This is a genomic window from Telluria sp. ZT3P26, from assembly GCF_059686035.1.
Genome location: NZ_JCASII010000003.1, coordinates 215,263 through 234,573 on the forward strand (window position 1 = coordinate 215,263; position 19,311 = coordinate 234,573).

General features: G+C 64.5%; 13 protein-coding genes. 8 read left to right on the forward strand and 5 right to left on the reverse strand.

Going from position 1 to position 19,311, the window contains the following annotated elements:
• Positions 1-49: 49 nt before the first annotated feature.
• Positions 50-1,630, reverse strand: coding sequence for an aldehyde dehydrogenase (NADP(+)) (locus tag AC56LN_RS11725; RefSeq protein ID WP_499571869.1), 1,581 nt, complete (start codon positions 1,628-1,630; stop codon positions 50-52).
• A gap of 213 nt (positions 1,631-1,843) precedes the next feature.
• Between AC56LN_RS11725 and AC56LN_RS11730 the strand changes: the two genes are divergently transcribed.
• The 5 genes from AC56LN_RS11730 (at position 1,844) to AC56LN_RS11750 (ending at position 12,209) form a co-directional block, all read left to right on the forward strand.
• The gene (locus AC56LN_RS11730; protein WP_499571871.1) at positions 1,844-4,102 is read left to right on the forward strand and encodes an exo-alpha-sialidase; all 2,259 of its coding nucleotides are present in this window, start codon (positions 1,844-1,846) and stop codon (positions 4,100-4,102) included.
• Entirely contained in the window at positions 4,099-6,402 is a 2,304-nt protein-coding gene (locus tag AC56LN_RS11735) for a glycoside hydrolase family 95 protein (RefSeq protein ID WP_499571872.1), read from the forward strand. The genes AC56LN_RS11730 and AC56LN_RS11735 overlap by 4 nt, the downstream gene beginning before the upstream one ends.
• Positions 6,403-6,431: 29 nt before the next feature.
• Positions 6,432-8,117, forward strand: a complete 1,686-nt coding sequence (locus AC56LN_RS11740; protein ID WP_499571874.1) for a GH35 family beta-galactosidase — start codon at positions 6,432-6,434, stop codon at positions 8,115-8,117.
• A gap of 63 nt (positions 8,118-8,180) precedes the next feature.
• A complete protein-coding gene (locus tag AC56LN_RS11745; protein ID WP_499571875.1) occupies positions 8,181-11,048 on the forward strand; it encodes a glycoside hydrolase family 31 protein in 2,868 nt (955 codons plus the stop codon).
• A 69-nt stretch (positions 11,049-11,117) separates the two neighbouring features.
• Positions 11,118-12,209: an SGNH/GDSL hydrolase family protein gene (locus AC56LN_RS11750; RefSeq protein ID WP_499571876.1), complete on the forward strand. Its 1,092-nt coding sequence runs from the start codon at positions 11,118-11,120 to the stop codon at positions 12,207-12,209.
• Between the two features lie 14 nt (positions 12,210-12,223).
• Here the strand turns inward: AC56LN_RS11750 and AC56LN_RS11755 are convergent, their stop codons facing one another.
• Together AC56LN_RS11755 and AC56LN_RS11760 are read right to left on the reverse strand one after the other, a co-directional pair.
• Positions 12,224-12,814: a hypothetical protein gene (locus AC56LN_RS11755; RefSeq protein WP_499571877.1), complete on the reverse strand. Its 591-nt coding sequence runs from the start codon at positions 12,812-12,814 to the stop codon at positions 12,224-12,226.
• 125 nt (positions 12,815-12,939) lie between these two features.
• On the reverse strand, positions 12,940-13,221 hold the full coding sequence (locus AC56LN_RS11760) for a DUF427 domain-containing protein (RefSeq protein ID WP_499571878.1): 282 nt from the start codon (positions 13,219-13,221) through the stop codon (positions 12,940-12,942).
• Positions 13,222-13,483: 262 nt separating this feature from the next.
• Between AC56LN_RS11760 and AC56LN_RS11765 the strand changes: the two genes are divergently transcribed.
• From AC56LN_RS11765 to AC56LN_RS11775, 3 genes are all read left to right on the forward strand, one after another.
• A complete protein-coding gene (locus AC56LN_RS11765; protein ID WP_499571880.1) occupies positions 13,484-14,071 on the forward strand; it encodes a 2-hydroxychromene-2-carboxylate isomerase in 588 nt (195 codons plus the stop codon).
• A gap of 358 nt (positions 14,072-14,429) precedes the next feature.
• Entirely contained in the window at positions 14,430-15,464 is a 1,035-nt protein-coding gene (locus AC56LN_RS11770; protein ID WP_499571881.1) for a PAS domain-containing protein, read from the forward strand.
• Positions 15,376-17,310: an ATP-binding protein gene (locus AC56LN_RS11775; RefSeq protein ID WP_499571882.1), complete on the forward strand. Its 1,935-nt coding sequence runs from the start codon at positions 15,376-15,378 to the stop codon at positions 17,308-17,310. Before AC56LN_RS11770 ends, AC56LN_RS11775 begins: the two co-directional genes overlap by 89 nt.
• On the opposite strand, the gene AC56LN_RS11780 is transcribed toward AC56LN_RS11775, so the two are convergent.
• Both AC56LN_RS11780 and AC56LN_RS11785 read right to left on the reverse strand, forming a co-directional pair.
• A complete protein-coding gene (locus AC56LN_RS11780; protein ID WP_499571883.1) occupies positions 17,307-18,872 on the reverse strand; it encodes a GH39 family glycosyl hydrolase in 1,566 nt (521 codons plus the stop codon). The genes AC56LN_RS11775 and AC56LN_RS11780 overlap by 4 nt on opposite strands.
• Positions 18,869-19,273, reverse strand: a complete 405-nt coding sequence (locus tag AC56LN_RS11785; RefSeq protein WP_499571884.1) for a helix-turn-helix domain-containing protein — start codon at positions 19,271-19,273, stop codon at positions 18,869-18,871. The genes AC56LN_RS11780 and AC56LN_RS11785 overlap by 4 nt, the downstream gene beginning before the upstream one ends.
• Between the last annotated feature and the right edge of the window lie 38 nt (positions 19,274-19,311).

Here is a 19,311-nt window from a genome sequence, read left to right on the forward strand (position 1 = left end):
GTGTTGGTTCGCGGTCTTGGTCTGCAGCGCTGGTCTGCGTCCGTGGTGCTTACGCAGGCAGCGTCAGCTCGCCATTGACCAGGCGGGCGAGCCGCAGCGGATTGCCGTCCTTCAGTGCATCGGGCAACAGGTCGGCTGGTACGTCCTGGTAGCACACGGGGCGCAGGAAGCGCTCGATGGCCGTCGCGCCCACCGAGGTACTGCGTGGATCGGTGGTGGCCGGGAACGGGCCGCCATGCACCATCGCATGCGCGACCTCGACACCGGTCGGGAAACCGTTGAACAGGATGCGGCCGACCTTGCGTTCCAGCAGCGGCAGCAGGGCGCCAGCCAGCGCATGGTCGCTCGCGACTGCGTGCACGGTGGCCGTCAGCTGGCCTTCCAGGTGGCGCGTGACGGCCAGCAGTTCGTCCTCGTTACGACAGGCGATCAATAGCGAAACCGGGCCGAAGATTTCTTCTTCCAGCGCCGGATTGGCCAGGAAGGTGGCGGCGTCGCATTCGTACAGCGCCGCTTTCGCCGCGCAGCCCGCGCCTTCGCTGCTGCCGTGCGCGACGAGCGTGACGCCCGCGATGCCGGCGCGGATGCCGACCGCGTCCGTATAGGCGGCATGGATGCCCGCCGTGAGCATCGTGCCCGCCGGCTTCAGCTGCAGCGCTGCCGTTGCTGCAGCCCGGAACGCGTCGAGCTGCGGCCCGGCAATGCCGATCACCAGGCCCGGGTTGGTGCAGAACTGGCCCACGCCCATCGTCAGCGAATCGACGAACGCGCCTGCCAGCACGGCGCCGCCACTGGCCAGGGCGCCCGGCAGCAGGTAGACCGGATTGATGCTGCTCATCTCGGCGTACACGGGAATCGGTTCCTTGCGGCGGCTGGCGATCTGCGCGAGCGCCAGCCCGCCTGCGCGCGAGCCGGTAAAGCCAACGGCGCGGATCGCGGTATGGCTCACGAGGTCGCCGCCGATCGCATTGCCTTCACCGATCAGCAGCGAGAACACGCCATCGGGCATGCCGCACTCGAGCGCCGCCTGCAGGACCGCCTTGCCAACCAGTTCGGACGTGCCCAGGTGCGCATTGTGCGCCTTGACGACAACCGGGCAGCCGGCGGCAAGCGCCGAGGCGGTGTCGCCACCGGCGACGGAAAACGCGAGCGGAAAATTACTGGCGCCGAACACGGCGACCGGGCCCACGGGAATTTTGCGCATGCGCAGGTCGGCGCGTGGCGGAGTACGCTCGGGCAGGGCCGAGTCGAGCGTCGCCTCCAGGAACAGACCGTCGCGCACGACCCTGGCAAACAGGCGCAGCTGACCGACGGTGCGGCCACGCTCGCCTTCGAGGCGCGCCGTCGGCAAGCCGCTTTCCTGGCTGGCGCGCTCGATCAGTGCCGGGCCCAGGTCGAGGATGCGCTGCGCGATCGTTTCGAGAAACGTGGCGCGCTGCTCGAGGGGCAAGGCCTGGTACGGCTCGACGGCCGCGTCGGCAAGCAGGCAGGCAGTGGCCAGGTCGTCCGGCGTGGCAAGGCCGAACGCGGGGTCGAATTCCTGCTTCGTGCCCGGGTTGAAGGCGCGCACGCTGCCGGCTGCGCCGTGCACGATGCGCCCGCCAATGATCATTTCTCCGCTGATGTTCATGCAATCTCCTGTGTTGAATTCGTGTAGGTCGCCAATGTTATACGCAATCATGCCTGTGCGGAGAACTTGGTCGGCTTCGCCATCCTTATCCTGAAATTTATTTGTTAGCGCGAACATTCTGCTTGCCAGCGTCGTCTGTATTGTTTAGCATGGTTTGCAGCAAGCTAATAGCCGTCACCCACAGGCGGCACATAAGAACAATCAGGAGACACCATGCCATCCACGTACGCGCGCCAGCTTGGCGTGTTCGTGGGCGCGGTTGCGGCCATCGTCGTCGGTGCCGCTGCCACGGCCACGGCCACAGCGACCAACGCGGGAACCGCGACGCCATTGTCCGGCGCCGCCGTGCCCGCGACCGCACCCGCCGCCTACGTGTGGGACAGCGTCGCGATCGGTGGCGGCGGTTTCGTGACCGCCGTCGTACCAAGCCGCAGCGAGCCGGATGTTGCCTATGCGCGTACCGACGTTGGCGGCGCCTACCGCTGGAGCGCCGAACAAGGGCGCTGGTATCCGCTGCTCGACTGGGTCGGCGAAGACCAGACGGGTTTCCTGGGCATCGATGCACTCGCAGTCGACCCGCACAACGCCGGTCATATCTGGCTGCTGGCCGGCATCGCTTACCTGAACGGCGGCCGCACCGCCATCCTGCGCTCGACCGACTACGGCAAGACGTTCGATGTGGTCGATGTCACGACCCAGTTCAAGACCCACGGCAATGGCTTCGGCCGGCAAAACGGCGAACGGCTCGCTGTCGATCCGGGATCGACGCAAGGATCAATGCAGTCATCAACGCAGGCACCACGCACACGCCTGTACCTTGGCTCGCGCCGCAACGGCCTGTTCACCAGCAACGACGCGGGCAACACCTGGCAGAAAAACGACGCGCTGCCAGTCATGACGACGCCGAACGACGTCGGCCTGAATATCGTGCTGCCCGATCCCGCCAGCGTGAAGGACGGTCACGCGCGCCGCGTGTTTGTCGGCGTCTCGCGCTTTGGCAGCATCGGTCCCAACCTGTACCGCAGCGACGATGCCGGCGCGAGCTTTCAGCCCGTTCCCGGCGCACCGGTGGACCTGATGCCGCAGCGCGCCGCGCTCGATGGCGCCGGCAACCTGTACATCGCGTACGCCGACGGCGCCGGCCCGCATCCGGACCAGCATGGCCTCGAGCCAATGCAACGCGGCCAGGTCTGGCGCTATGCAGTGGAGGGCGGCGCCTGGACGAACGTCACGCCAGCCGGCTGGACGCGCCCGTTTGCCGGCATCAGCGTCGACCCGACCAACCCGCGCCGGCTGGTCGTCTCGACCATCAACACATTCATCCGCCAGGGCGACGCCAAAGGTGACCGCATCCTGGTATCGAACGACGCCGGCGCCACCTGGACCGACGTCATCGCGCGCGGCTTCCGGCGCGACGCCGCCGGCGTCCCGTGGCTCGAGGGGCACGCGATCCACTGGGCCGGCTCGGTCGAATTCGATCCGCGCGATCCGCGCGCGGTCTGGGTCACGTCCGGCAATGGGATCTTCCGGACCGCGAACATCGACGCCGTGCCGGCCACTTGGACCTTCACGGTCAAGGGCCTGGAAGAGACGGTGCCGCTTGGCCTGGTGAGCATGCCGGGCGCGCCGCTGGTGTCCGCGATCGGCGACTACGACGGCTTCGTGCACGACGACCCGGCGCGCCATGGCCGTATCCACAAGCCCGAAATCGGCACCACCACGGGCCTGGACGCCGCCGCGCGCCGACCCGGCACGCTGGTGCGCGTCGGCGACGCGATGCTGGTCACGCGCGACGGCGGCGCCAGCTGGAAAAAGACGCCGACGATGCAGGGCAAGCGTGGCCAGATTGCGATCTCGGCCGACGGTGCGACGCTCGTGCACACGCCGCAGGACTCGACGACCTCGTTCCGCTCCGGTGACACGGGCGCCACCTGGACGCCGGTGGCTGGCCTGGTCGGCAACCGGATGCGCGCCGTGGCCGATCCGGTGCGCGCGAACGTGTTCTACGCGTATGATGACAAGGCCCTGGTTGCCAGCAGCGACAGCGGCGCGACGTTCACGGCGCGCGCCAGCCTGCCGGCGGGCGGCGCGCGCCTGATCCGCGCTGCCCCCGAACGTGAAGGCGATTTGTGGGCCCCGCTCAAGCAAGGGGGCCTGGCGCGCTCGATCGACGGTGGCGCCAACTTCAAGCCGGTGTTCGACATCGACTATTGCGGCGCGGTCGGCTTCGGCAAGGCTGCACCGGGCAAAACGTATCCGACGGTGTTCATCTGGGGCAGCGTGAAGGGCGTGCGCGGCATCTACCGCTCGCTCGACACCGGCGCCACCTGGCAGCGCATCAACGATGACGCGCACCAGTATGGCGGCCCTGGCGACGGCCACTTCATCGTCGGTGACATGAACCGCTTCGGCGTCGTCTACATGAGCACTGCCGGACGCGGCATCGTGCACGGAAAGCCTGTTACCCAATGACTCTGCATCACACGCTGCGCATGGCGCTTGCCGCCACCAGCCTTGGCCTCGGCCTGACCTTCGCCGGCGCTGCGCTGGCTGCCCCTGACCTGGTATTGCGCTATGACGCGCCGGCGCAGGACAACGACACCGGCTGGGAGAAGGAAGCCCTCCCGATCGGCAATGGCCGCATCGGCGCCATGGTGTTCGGCCAGCCTGGCCGCGAGCATCTGCAGTTCAACGACATCACGCTCTGGACCGGCGACGACAAGACGATGGGCGCGTTCCAGCCATTTGGCGACGTGCTGGTCGACCTGCCGGCCCATGCGACGGGCGTGACGAACTACCGCCGCACGCTCGACCTGGTGCGCGGCGTGCACACGGTTACCTACACGCACGATGGCGTGAACTACAAGCGCGAAGCGTGGGCCAGTTATCCGGCCCAGGTGATCGTGCTGCGCCTGTCCGCCGACAAGCCGGGCCGCTACACGGGCAGCGTTGCGCTGACCGACCGCCACGGCGCCCACCTGGCGGTCAATGGCAATCGCCTGTACGCGGCCGGTTCACTGGCCGGCTTCGTGCTGCCGGACCAGGCGCCGAGCACGAATGTGATGTCGTATGCAAGCCAGGTGCAGGTGCTCAATGACGGCGGCAAGCTGGCCGTCGACGGCCAGCGGGTCGGCTTTGCGAATGCGAATTCGGTGACGCTGGTGCTGGGCGCCGGCACCAGCTTCGTGATGGATCCGGCGCGCCGCTTCGAAGGCGGCCACCCACTGGCGCGCGTGACGCAGCAGGTCAGCACGGCCGCCGCGCGCCCCGTCGACGAACTGCGCGTCGAGCACGAGCGCGATCTGGGCAGCCTGCTCAAGCGGGTTGACCTCGATCTGGGCCCCACGCTTGCCGAGCGCCGCGCGCTGCCGACCGATGCGCGCCTGCTGGCCTACACGCGCGACGGCGGCGACCCGGAACTCGAAGCGCAGTATTTCCAGTATGGGCGCTACCTGCTCACCGCCAGTTCGCGCGGCTCGCTGCCGGCCAATCTGCAGGGTCTGTGGAACAACAGCTATGCGCCGCCATGGAACGCTGACTACCACACCAACATCAACGTCCAGATGAATTACTGGCCGGCCGAGGTGACCAACCTCTCCGAACTGGCCGAACCGTTCTTCGGTTTCGTGAACGGCCTGGCACCCGTCTGGCGTCAGCAGACGGCGCAGGAATTCAAGGGCAAGGATGGCGCGCCAATACGCGGCTGGACGCTGCGCACCGAGTCGAACCCGTTCGGCGCGATGGGCTACCTGTGGAACAAGACGGGCAACGCCTGGTACGCCCAGCACTTCTGGGAACATTACGCATTCACGCGCGACGAGCGCTTCCTGCGCGAGACCGCCTATCCGGTGATGAAGGAGGCCGCCGCGTTCTGGCAGGATTACCTGAAGGTGCTCCCGGACGGCCGCCTGGTGGCGCCGCAAGGCTGGTCGCCCGAGCACGGGCCGGTCGAAGACGGCGTCGCTTACGACCAGCAGATCGTCTGGGACATTTTTAATAACACGGTCGAAGCGGCCGGCATCCTGGACATCGATCCCGAGCTGCGCGCCGAGCTGACAAACATGCGCGACCGCCTGGCAGGCCCCCGCATCGGCAGCTGGGGCCAGCTGCTCGAATGGCTGGATGAGAAACACGACCCCGTGCTCGATACGCCGCATGACACGCACCGCCACGTATCGCACCTGTTCGCGCTGTTCCCGGGCCGCCAGATCGGTCCCGTGAAAACGCCGGAGCTGGCCGCTGCCGCCAAGCGCACGCTCGAAGCGCGCGGCGACGCCGGCACCGGCTGGTCAATGGCATGGAAGATGGCGTTCTGGGCCCGGCTGCACGATGGCGAGCGCGCCCACCGCATGCTGCGCGGGGTGCTGGCTGCGCCGGGCGCCCGCGCTGCCGAGCAGGGCGGCACCTTCTCCGAACATAACAATGCGGGCGGCACCTATCCGAACCTGCTCGATGCGCACCCGCCATTTCAGATTGACGGCAATTTCGGCGCCACTGCCGCGATGGCCGAAATGCTCGTGCAATCTCACGCGGGCGAAATCCAGGTCTTGCCGGGGCTGCCCAAGGCGTGGGCCACCGGCTCGGTGAAGGGCCTGCGCGCGCGCGGCGGCTTCGAGGTCGACATCGTCTGGCGCAAGGGGCTGCTCAAGCACGTCACCGTGCGCGCGCCGTCGAACGACGGCAAGGTCAAGCTGCGCTATGGCGCCTGGGTGACCGAAGTCGAGCTCAAACAAGGGCAGAGCCGCACCGTGTCTGCCTCGCTGTTCAAATAAAAAACGACACCACGAAGGAGACAACCCGCATGAAGCTGAACCAGATCGCCCGCCGCCTGACGCATCTCGCACCGCTTTACCTGGCCTTGACGGCGCACGGCGCACTGGCCGCGCCCGAGCTGCCGCGCCTCGAGAGCAAGGACGGCCGCCACGCGCTGATCGTCGACGGCGCGCCATTCACGATGCTGGCGGGCCAGGCCCACAATTCGAGCAACTACCCGGCTGCCTTGCCGAAGGTCTGGGCCGCGCTGAAGGACGCGCGTGCCAACACGCTCGAGATGCCGATCGCGTGGGAACAGATCGAACCGAAAGAGGGCAGCTTCGACTTCAGCTTCCTCGACACGCTGGTCAAACAGGCGCGCGAACACAAGATCCGGCTCGTGATCGTCTGGTTCGGCACCTGGAAGAACACGGGGCCCGGCTACCTGCCCGAGTGGGTCAAGTTCGACAACGCGCGCTTTCCGCGCATGAAGGACAAGGACGGCAAGACCGTCTACAGCCATTCGCCGTTCGGCGAAGAGACGCTGGCGCTGGATCGCCGCGCTTTCGTGCGCATGATGGAACACATCAAGAAGATCGACAGCGCACACCGCACAGTGATCATGGTGCAGGTAGAGAACGAGGTGGGCACCTACGGCTTCGAGCGCGACTTCGGCGCGCGTGCGCAGGCCGCGTTTGCGCAGCCGGTGCCGGCCGCCGTCGTGGCGCGCCAGACGCCGAAAGTCCAGGGCGTCACAAGCGGGACCTGGACCCAGGTCTATGGCGACTACGCCGCCCAGTACTTCCATTCCTGGGCGATTGCCAGCTACATCGAGTCGATCGCCAAGGCCGGCCGCGCGGTCTACGACTTGCCGATGTTCGTCAACAACGCACTGCGCGAACCGGCGCTGGACGGCAAACCGGCGGCACTGTGGAAGGATGGCGGCGGTTTCGCCAGTGGCGGCCCGACCTACGACGTGCTCGATATCTATAAAGCGGCAGCACCGCACATCGATTTCGCCGCGCCCGACATCTACATGCCGGAATCGAAAAAAGTCACCGCGATCCTCAAGTCATTCCAGCGGCCCGACAATGCGCTGATGATCCCGGAGATGGGCAATGCGCCAGGCTACGCGCGCTATGTGTACCAGGCGCTGGGCATGGGCGCGATCGGCGTGGCGCCGTTCGGCCTGGATTACGCCGACTACAGCAATTATCCGCTGGGCGCGAAGCACACCGACAAGCGAATGGTAGAGCCATTCGCCAAAGTGTATGGCGTGTTTGCACCGATGACGCGCCAGTGGGCGCGCTGGGCGTTCGAAGGCCGTACCTACGGCGTGGCCGAGGGCGACGACCGCGCCGCGCAGACAGTGGCCATGAAGGGCTGGACGGCGAACGTGTCGTTCCGCGAATTCCAGTTCGGCGAGCGCCAGTACCTGAAGGACAAGAACGAGTACCAGTCGGGCACCGAGCAGCCGGGTGGCGGCGTCGCCTTCGCGCAGATCGGTGACAACGAATTCGTCATCATCGGGCAGCAGGCGCGCGTGAAGCTCTCCGGCAGTGGCACCAACGACGGCAAGCCGTCGATGCTGGCGCGGGTCGAAGAAGGGCGCTTCGACGCGAATGGCAAATGGATCATGGAGCGCAACTGGAATGGCGACCAGACCGATTACGGCCTGAACCTGCCGGCCACGCCGACCGTCCTCAAGGTCCGGCTGGGCACCTACACCGAGTAAGCATGACAAGTAATAAGCATAACAAGTACGAAGCATAACAAGTACACAACAGGAGATCGACAAATGCGTATGACACAAGTGGCGGCCGCAGTAGTGATGCTGGCGGCAACCGGGGCCGATGCAGGCACCTTCCAACAGACCGCGACCGGTATCGAAGTGCGTCCCGACAGCGGCGCCAAGGTGGTGCGGCTGAACCTCATGAGCGACAACATCGTTCAGGTGGTCAAGCTCGACCAGGCCGACAAGACGCTCACGCCATCCCTGATGACCGTCGCCAAGCCATGCGCCAGCAGCTGCGCCTTCACCGTCACGCCCGGGAAAGACTCGGTCCAGCTCAAGGCCGGCAAGATTGCCGCCACCGTCTCGCTCAAGGATGGCCAGGTCGACTTCTTCGACGCGAACGGCAAGCGCTTCCTGGCGCAGGCATCCGAATCGATGCAGCCCGTGAACGTAGGCGGCAAGCCGTTCCTGGCGATCAAGCAGGGCTTCAACCACGGCACGAAGGATGCGTATTACGGCCTGGGCCAGCACCAGAACAACCAGATGAACTACAACGGCGAAGACGTGCTGCTCCAGCAGCACAATATGATCGCCGCAGTGCCGTTCGTGGTGTCCGACAAGGGCTATGGCGTCCTGTGGGACAACAACTCGATTTCGCGCTTCGGCGACCAGACGCCGTACGACCTGATGTCGCGCGACCTGGTGCTGCGCGGTGCCGATGGCAAGAGCGAAGGCCTGACGGCCCGCTACTACATCGGCGGCAAGCTGGCGCTCACGCGCCAGGAGAAAGACATCGATTACCAGTACCTGAAGGACCTCGACGAGAACTGGCCGAAAGAGCTCGGCCCGCACAAGGACCTGAAGGACGTGCGCGTGGTCTGGGAAGGCACGATGAGCAGCGACAAGCCGGGCGTGCACAAGATGCAGCTGTATTCGTCGGACTACGCAACGCTGACCGTCGACGGCAAGCAGGTCATGGACGTCTGGCGCATGGGCTGGAACCCGTGGTACCACAACTTTGAAGTCAAGTTCGCCAAGAACAAGCCGGTCAAGCTGCACCTGGAGTGGAAGCCGTCGGGCGGCATGGTCGCGATCACCCACAACAATCCGTTGCCGGCACCGGAGCGCCATTCGCTGACGCTGTCGTCCGAGATCGCCGAAGCGATCAACTACTACGTCATCAGCGGCGAGAACATGGACCGCGCGATTGCGGGTTACCGCCACCTGACCGGCCAGCAGCCGATGATGCCGAAGTGGTCGTACGGCTTCTGGCAATCGCGCCAGCGCTACGAGACGCAGCAGCAGCTGCTCGACACGGTCACCGAGTACCGCAAGCGCGGCTGGCCGCTCGATAACATCGTGCAGGACTGGTTCTACTGGCCCGAGGACGGCTGGGGTTCGCACGACTTCGACCAGAAGCGCTTCCCGGACCCGAAAGGCATGGTCGACGCGGTGCACAAGCAGAACGCACGCATCATGCTGTCGGTGTGGGGCAAGTTCTACGCCAATACCGACAACTACAAGGAGCTCGAGTCCAAGGGCTATATGTGGACCAAGAACGTCGAGAATGGCTCGCGCGACTGGGTCGGCAAGGGTTACCTGAACAGCCACTACGATCCGTACACGAAGGAAGCGCGCGACATCTATTACCGCCAGCTGAAAACGAAACTGGTCGACCTGGGCTTCGACGCGTGGTGGATGGACAATACCGAACCCGATGTGCTGTCCAACAGCCGCCTGGAAGACTTCAAGGAGCTGATCGGCCCGACCGTCTATGGCGCCGGCGAAATCACGTTCAATCCGTACAGCCTGGTGAGCACGGGCGCGATGGCCGATGGCCTGGCGCGCGACCAGCCGGACAAGCGCCAGTTCATCCTGTCGCGGTCGGGCTTTGCCGGCATCCAGCGCAATTCGGTGGCGGTATGGAGTGGCGATACGGTCGGCCGCTGGAACAACCTGTTCGACCAGATCGCATCGGGCACGAACATGTCGATGTCGGGCATCCCGAACTGGACCCACGATATCGGCGGCTATGCGCAGGAAGTGCGCTACCAGACCGGCGACGTGGGCTCGGCCCAGGAAAACCGCGTCACCTCGCGCGCCGAAGCGAATCCGGAAGACATGAAGGAATGGCGTGAGCTGAACCAGCGCTGGTTCCAGTTTGGCGCCTTCTCGCCGCTGTTCCGCTCGCACGGTGAAGTGGTCAAGCGCGAGATCTACAATATCGCCAACGGCGACGACACCATGCGTGACAATATGGTGTGGTACCTGAAGCTGCGCTATCGCCTGATGCCGTACATTTACACGATGGCGGCCGACACGCACTACGGTTCGGGCACGATGATGCGTGGCCTGGTGATGGACTTCCCGCACGACGAGAAGGTCAAGAACATCAAGGACCAGTACATGTTCGGTCCATCGTTCCTGGTGGCGCCGGTGTACGAGTACAAGGCCACGTCGCGCCAGGTGTACCTGCCGGCTGGCGCGGACTGGTATGACTTCCATACGGGCGAGCGCTTCAAGGGCGGCGCCACGCGCACCGTGCAGGCGCCGCGCGAGCGCATGCCGCTGTTCGTCAAGGCCGGCTCGGTCATCACGGCGGGCCCGGTGACACAGTACGTGGACGAGAAGCCGGATGCGCCGGTCACGCTGTTCGTGTATGCAGGCGCCAATGGCGAAGCCACGCTGTATGAAGACGATGGCGTGACCAATGCCTACGAGCGTGGAGAAGCCAGCCGCATCCGCATCGCTTACGACGACAAGACGGGTGTCGTGCAGATCGGCGAACGCGCCGGCCAGTACAAGGGCATGCCGATGAAGCGCGAGTTCAAGGTGCGCGTCATCAAGCCGGGCGTGTCGACGGCCCAGAACCTGGACGCGGCCGACAAGACCGTGGTCTATGAGGGCAAGCCGGTGACCATCAAGCTGTAATCACTAATCACTAAGGCGCTTACCAACAGCCGGGTGCCAGCGCGCCCGGCTTTTTTCGTACTGACTTCCATGAAAAATCTCGCGTATTCACTCGCCCTGGCCGCCTTGCTGCACCTGGCGCCAGCTGGCGCTGCCAACCAGATCGCGGCGGATCATCCAAATCTGGCCTACACAGGCCGTGTCGACATGACCGATGCGAAGGCGCCGGTCCTGAGCTGGCCCGGCACGGCCATTGCCGGCAACTTCACGGGCACCTCGCTGGCGATCGTGCTCGACGACCAGCACGGCAAGAACTATTTCAATGTGTTCGTCGATGGCGACACCGCGCGGCCGGTCATCCTGCAGCTCGATAAAGGTAGCAAAACCTATCTGGTCGCCAATGGCCTGGCACCGGGCGCGCACCGGTTTCTGCTGACCAAACGCACCGAAGGCGAGGAGGGCGCCACCATCTTCAAGGGCATCGAACTGGATGACAAGGCGACGCTGGCGCTGCCGGCCCCACGGCCGACGCGCAGGATCGAGTTCTTCGGCGATTCGATCACAAGCGGCATGGGCAATGAAGCGCCCGACAACGGGCGGGACGATCTGGGCAAGGACAAGAACAACTACCAATCGTATGCGTCGATCGCCGCGCGGCAGCTCGGCGCCGAAGCGCACATCACGTCGCAAAGCGGCATCGGCGTGATGATCAGCTGGTTTCCGTTTACGATGCCGGATTTTTACGATCAGCTGAATGCCGTCGGCGACAACGACAGCCGCTGGGACTTCAAGCGCTGGACGCCCGATGTCGTCGTCGTCAACCTGATGCAGAACGACAGCTGGCTGATCGGGCGCGATCACAAGCTGCAGCCGGAGCCGACGGATGCGCAGCGGATCGCGGCCTACCAGGCCTTCGTTGCCCGCGTGCGCGCGCTGTATCCGAAAGCGTATATCGTCTGCGCGCTGGGGAGCATGGACGCGACCCGGCTTGGCTCCGTGTGGCCGGGCTACGTCAGGTCGGCGGTGGCGAATTTGCGCAGATCAGGCGACGCGCGCATCGATACGCTGTTCTTCCCGTTCACCGGCTACGGCCAGCATCCGCGCGTCAAACAGCATCAGGCCAATGCGGACTTGCTGACCGCGTTCGTGCGAAAAAAACTGGGTTGGACGCGGACCAGATAACGGCGCAGTGCCTGTCACGCCACGAGTGAGAACGTCGCACGCTCGCCAGCGCGGATCGTCGTTTGCAGATGCGTCGTTCCCGCCATGCGGGCCAGCACATGATCGAGGCAGTAGGTTGCGAGGTGGACGCGGGCCTGGTCCGGCTGGAAGTGATCCCACAGCACGCTGAACCTGAAGTCGGTATTGCGTTCGTCGCTGGTGGCAGTCGCCTGTTGCCCGGCCGATGTCGATGCCTGCACCTCGAATGCCGCGTGGAGGCGTGGCCTGGCGCGAATTTCAGCCGCCATCGTGTCGGAGATCGAAAAATCGGTCTGGGTCGATGGCGGCTCGTCAGGGAACAGTTCCTCGAACGTCTTGCCGGCATCGCCCTCTGCGTCATCCTGGTTCAGGTGGACGTGCACGATGTCTCCCGGCTGTAGGGGATGGTCCATCAGCCAGGTCAGGTGGCCGCAGCTGCCTTCGTCATAATTACCGCCCATCGCATCGACGGCCGCTTTCAGTGCCCTGTCGAGCGCCCCATGCACAGATACATTCATGAGGCGCGTTGAGGCCAGGTTGATTGTCGTGATGCGCACGTTATTGACGTTGACAGCAATATGGGGCATGGCGCTGGTTGTCCGATGTGATCACCAACTCTAGCATGATAAGCGGGACGCGTTTCGGGCCCGCTGATCATGTCTCGAGAATGCCGCAGTCAGTCAGTCAGTCAGGCGGGCTTAGGCTCACCGCTTCATGGCGTCACTTCCACGCCCTTCCAGAACGCGACGTGGCCGGTAATATTTGCCGCGGCGGATTTTGGTGTGGCATACAGCCAGGCCGCATCCTTGTTGACCTTGCCGTTGACCTCGACGTTGTAGTAGCTCGCTGTTCCCTTCCAGGGACAGTTGGTTGTGGTACTCGAATCGCTGAAAAACTGCCGGTTTAACGAGGCGGGCGGAAAATAATGGTTTCCCTCGACAACGACCGTATCATTCGATTGCGCCAGCACTTCACCATTCCATATTGCTTTCATATGCACTCCGGTAGCGCTTCGGATCTGAAGCGCGGACCAGTCTACACCGGTTGCGGGAGAAAGTTGGTGTGGACGTTTCGTGCGATGAGTGCCCGCTGGAAAGCGCCCTGCATAGCCGGTGCATAGCCGGGGTCAGGTCTGACATTTGGACACGAACTCTTCTTAGAGGTTCAACCAGGCATCCTTAAACAGGCATCTTGTTAGCCGTGAGAGTATCGAGATCCATTGCCTCATCATCTTCGACTGACAGGATCCACGCTAAATGAACATCATCGAATTCTGGTTCGATTTTGGCAGCAACTACAGTTACCTGAGCATGATGCGGATACGCCGCGCAGCGGCCGCTGCCAACCTGCGTGTCGAGCTGAAGCCGTTTATGCTCGGCCCGATTTTCAAGTCGCTCGGGTGGGAGACGTCGCCATTCGTGCTGCAGACGCTGAAAGGCGATTACGTATGGCATGACATGCGCCGCCAGTGCGTCAAATACGGCTTGCGCTGGCAACGCCCTTCCGTATTCCCCCGTAATGCGCTGCTTGCCGCGCGCATCGCACTACAGGGCGAAGGCACGTGCTGGCTTGAAGATTTCTGCGAACAGGTCATGCTGGCCAATTTCGCGGACGACCGCGACGTTGGCGACGAAGCGGTGCTGGCCGGAATTCTCGCCGGACTTGGCGCCGACAGTGCAGGGATCATCGCAGCAGCTAAAACGGATGCGTGCAAGACCGCGCTGCGTGTGCGCACAGCCGATGCCCAGGCCCGCGGCATCTTCGGCGCGCCCATGTTTTTCGTTGGCGACGAGATGTTCTGGGGGAATGACCGTCTCGAGGATGCGATCGCTTATGGGAAATAGCCGGGGTCAGGTCTGACATTTGGACACGGACTCTTCCCTGGTACGTTGGACAAGGCATCCGTCAACAGACTTCTTGGTGAGCTCGTGTCCGAATGTCAGACCTGACCCCGCTGGTGCTACAGGATCGGATGGAATAAGACTGCGCACAGCGGTTCAAGCGTGCCGTAGCGGCCAGCGCAACATGCTAATATGACCACGTTTAATGGGATGCGGGTAGGCATGTGCGTCCCATCCCGTACCTCTTTACATGGTTGTGGAATGGCAAACGTCAAGGCTCCCGAATCGCAGTATGCAGTGGCTCCAGGTGTGGCGGGGCAGCCCGAAGGGCGCGTCCGTCCGCCGGTCCGGCTGTAACCGGGTGGACGCCACCGTCACGCAAGAGCGCCTGCTCCAGGTCCTCGACGTCGTATCCGCCCTGGCGGGCCTCGACCATGTCGACGATGTGGTGCACCTGTTGCTGAGCCGCCTTCCCGGGATTCTGCCGCTCGACCCATCCGCTCTGTCCTTGGTCGTTCACAGGCTGGTCCAGCCTGACCAGGACGCGCCATCTGTGCAGCAGATCGAGCAGGCCCTGTGCACCGGCGCTACCACGAACACGCGCGCATTCACGCCGCACGAACGCGAACTGCTGCACCACGTCTGCGTCGCCATGGGCGCGGCCCTAACACGCATTGGCCAGGCGCGCGCTGGCAACGCCTTGCGCGAACGAGTCGCAACACTTGAGCAGCGCTGCGCCCCGCGCGCGCTGGCGCCGGACCGCGCATGGGCCGTGAGCCTGGAGCCGCTGTGCATCATCGATGCCGATGGCTATGTCGAGCTGGCCAATCCGGCGTGGCAGACGGTGCTCGGCTGGACCGAAGCCGAGATGTGCAGCCAGCCATTCACGGCGTTCGTGCACCGCGATGACCTAGCAGCGACGGAGGCGGCCTGGATCAAGGCGAGTGAGCAGGGGCAGGCGGTCGTGCGTTTCGAGAACCGTTACCGCACGAGTGGCGGGGTCTGGCGCTGGCTGTCGTGGGTGGCCGTGCCGGAGGACGGCAAGGTGTACTGCGCCGCGCGCGACGTCACCGACGAAAAACTGCAGCGCGAAGCGTTGATTCTCCGCACGCGCGAACGTGACGTGCTTGCCGCAGTCTTCCAGGCCACCAATCTGCTGTTGCAGGTGATCGACGCCGAGTACCGCTTCCTGGCGATCAATCAGGCCAGCATCGATGACTACTGGCGCCTGTTCCAGCGCCGTGTCGCGGTTGGCGATCGCCTAGACCGACGTGCTGGCCGACCGGCCAGAGCAACTACAGGCAGCCTTGGCGCTGTGGGACCGCGCGCTGGGCGGCGAGGCGTTCTCGCTGCAGCAGACGTTCGGCCAGGCCCCGCCCGAACAGCGCACCAGTGAAATGCGTTTCGAGATCCTGCGTGACCACGACGGCAAGCAGATCGGCGCCTTCATGACGGCACTGGACGTGACCGAGTGGCATGTGCAGCAGCAAGCGCTGGTGGAAACCCAGGAGGCGCTGCGGCAATCCCAGAAGCTCGAAGCGATCGGTCAGCTCACTGGCGGTGTGGCGCACGACTTCAACAACGTCCTGGCGGTGATCAAGTCGAGCATCGAACTGCTGCGCCGGGTACAGCTTGGCGACGAGCGCCGCCAGCGCTTCATGGACTCGATTTCCAGCGCGGTCACGCGCGGCGCCCGTCTGACCGGTCAGCTGCTTGCCTTTGCACGCCGGCAGGCCCTGCAGCCGGCCGTGTTCGACGTCGGCAACAGCACGCGTTCGATTGGGGAAATGATCGGCAGTCTGACCGGCGTTGGCGTCGAGGTGGTGCTCGACTTGCCTGACGATGCCTGTTTCGTCAATGCGGACCAGAGCCAGTTCGATACCGCGCTGGTCAATCTCGCAGTCAATGCACGCGATGCGATGCAGTCGCGTGGAACGCTGTCGGTCAAGGTCGAATCGGTCGACGGCTTGCCGCAGCACGGCCTGCAGCCGGCGATCAGCGGCACGTTCGTGGCCGTGTCGTTGCAAGACACCGGCGCTGGCATCGCGCCGGACCACCTGGACAAGATTTTCGAGCCGTTTTTCACGACCAAGGGCGTCGGCCACGGCACCGGCCTGGGGCTGTCACAGGTGTTCGGCTTTGCGCGCCAGTCGGGCGGCGATGTGCGGGTCGTGAGTACGCCAGGCGCAGGTACGACCTTCACGCTGTACCTGCCGTGTGCAGCGCAACCGGCTGCTGGCGGCAGCACGCCGGGCGTCCAGCACACGCTGCCCGCCGGCGGGGGCCTGCGCATCCTGGCGGTCGAGGATAATTCCGAATTGCGCGCGATGGTCGAGAGCTCACTGCATGAACTTGGCTACGCAACGACCATCGTGACCAGTGCGGAGCAGGCGCTGGCATTGCTGCGCGATGATCCCGAACCGTATGCGGCCGTGTTTTCCGATGTTGTCCTGCCGGGCATGACCGGAATCGACCTGGGGCGCGCACTGGCACGTCTGCAGATCGACATCCCCGTCGTGCTCACCAGTGGTTACAGCCACGTGCTGGCGCAGGAATCGGACCACGGATTCCTGCTGCTGCCCAAGCCGTACGCCCTGGACGATCTCGCGCGGCTTCTCCACGAGGCCGTGCTCCGGCGCGATCGCGCTGCAAGCGCCGCCAAGGTCAGTACGACACATGCCATGGCCCTCGTCGAAACCGTCTTTGGCCAGCCGGCGCGCGCGCCAGACGAAGGGGTCGAGCGCGTACGGCTGGCGGAGCTGGCGGCCCTGCACATCATGGATACCGAAGAAGAAGCGGCATATGACGAGCTGACCCACCTGGCCAGCGCGTTCTGCCAGACGCCGATCGCGCTGGTCTCGCTGGTCGACGACGAGCGTCAATGGTTCAAGGCACGGGTGGGACTGCAGGCCCGTGAAACGCCGCGCGAACACGCGTTCTGCACCCACGCGATCGAGCAACCGGAGCAGATCATGCAGGTCGTCGACGCGACGCTTGATGCGCGCTTCGTCGGCAATCCCCTGGTGACGGGCGATCCCGGCATCCGCTTTTACGCCGGCGCACCGCTGGTGACGTCAACCGGTCAGGCACTGGGCACGCTGTGCGTCATCGATACCGAACCGCGCAAGCTGACGGTTCATCAGCTTGACGCGCTGCGCCTGCTCGCGGCGCGCGTCATCGAGCGTCTCGAAGCCCGGCGCGTGGAGCTGAACCTGGGGGCGCCACGCGACAGCGAGCCTTAACGCGCCGCGTCGAGTTGCAGCAGGTAGACATCGTTCTCGCGCAGCGGCAAGGCGGTGGCAAACACGCCATCGCGCCCGATCGTCACTGACTGCTTTTTCAACGGCTTTCCGGTCGCCGTTGCCTTCAAGGCAGCGACCTGCGGCCGCGTCAGCTGCTTGGGCGAGCCCATGCCGATATACGCGGTGAACGCATCGTTCTGCTTGTAGCCCACCTGCGAGACCGTCATCGTGTAGGCGCCTGGCTTCAGGCCCCGCATCGCCACCTTGACCTGGCCTTTCTCTTTTGGCGGCAGGTCCTTGATGAAGTACTGCTGGTTGTTGATCCCCTCCGGCAGCGTGTGCGTGTAGTCCCACAGCAGCACCTGGGCATTGCCCCTGGCGTCGAGCGTCGCCGTCGAATCCTGGTCGGCGTTCTTCAGTTCGCGATCGCCCAGCTGGTTGAGGAACTGGTAGGCAAAATAGGCCGGTTTCTTGACGCCCTGCGTGTTCATCAAGCCGAACCCGCCATGGAAGGCTTCGAAGCGCGGACCGGCTTCCTCGAAAATGTCGGTAAATACCCAGTACGACATCGACTGCACGGCGCCGGTGCTCTGCTTGAGCTTTTTCAGGATGTAGGCCGGCTGGTGGTAGCTGTCGTGGGTCGGGTCGGACGGCGTGTACGACGAGCTCCATTCGGTGTAGTGCAGCTCGAGCTTCGGCATGCTGGAAGCCGCGATTTCCTTGCGGTTCTTGAGCACGTCGTTGGTGACGGCCATGGGGTCGGGGCTCAGGACTGTGCCGGTGGTGCCGAATTCGTCAAGGAAGCCCTGGTTCACGCCGTACGAGTGGGTGGAGACGAAATCGAGCGGCACGCGGTTCTTGCTGGCGTACCCGATCATCTCGGGAATCCAGGCCGCGCCGGCGGTGCCCGGTCCGCCCACGCGATACGACGCGTCGACGCTCTTGACGGCGCGCGCGGCGTGCGCGTACAGCTTGAAGTACTCGTCCTGCGAGCCGGCCCAGAAGCCGTCCAGGTTCGGCTCGTTCCAGACTTCGAAGTACCAGCTCGCCACTTCGGCCTTGCCATAGCGTTCGGTCCAGTGCACGGTCAGTGCCTTGATCAGGCGTTCCCATTGCGCGTAGTCGCGCGGCGGCGTGACGTTACCGCGCCACCAGAAGATGGTCTTGGTGCCGCTGGCCATTGCGGACGGCATGAAGCCCAGTTCCACGAACGGCTTGATGCCGACACTGAGCAGATAGTCGAACAGGGCGTCGATGTACTGGAAGCTGTACTGCTCCTTGCCCTGCGCGTCGATCCGGAAGACGCCCATGTCGTCGCTCAGCAGGCCATGCATGCGGATGTAGCGAAAGCCCGTGTCCTTGCGCAGTTCGGCCAGCTGCTGCTGCCAGTCGGCGCGCAAGCCCTCGTTGGCGCGGCCGGCGCCGACCGACAGGTTGAACATGCGATCGAGCTGTCCCTTGACCTGGGTGACGTCGACGTCGATGACGCGTTGCTGTGCATGGGCCAACGCTGGCAGGGCAAGCAGTGTCGCCAGCGTCATGGTGGTCATTGTGTGCTTCATGGGTTCTTGTCTCCGGATGTGGGCGAGGGGCAGATGGGCGTGCGATGCGCTTGCGCACGAAATGCTTTCGGCGTGCAGCCATAATCGAGCTTGAACAGCTTGTTGAAGTACGAAACGTGGTTGTAGCCCACTGTGTAGGCGATGTCGGTGATGCTGGCCGAATCGCGTTCGGCCAGCAGGCGGGCTGCCTCGGTCAGGCGCAACCGGTTCAGGTAACCGGTGAACGTGCAACCCAGTTCGGCCTTGAGCACGTCGTTGACTTTGTTGCGGTTTACGCCAGCGCCATGCGCAACAGCCCCCAGTTCGAGTTCTGCATCCGCGAAACGGCTGGCGATCGCGTGCAGGATCGCGGATTTCTCGCGATCGCGCTGTGGTTCGGGGTAGTGCTGCTGGCAGGGCACGGGCGGTCCGTCTTTCAGTCGATGATCGTCCCGGTCCG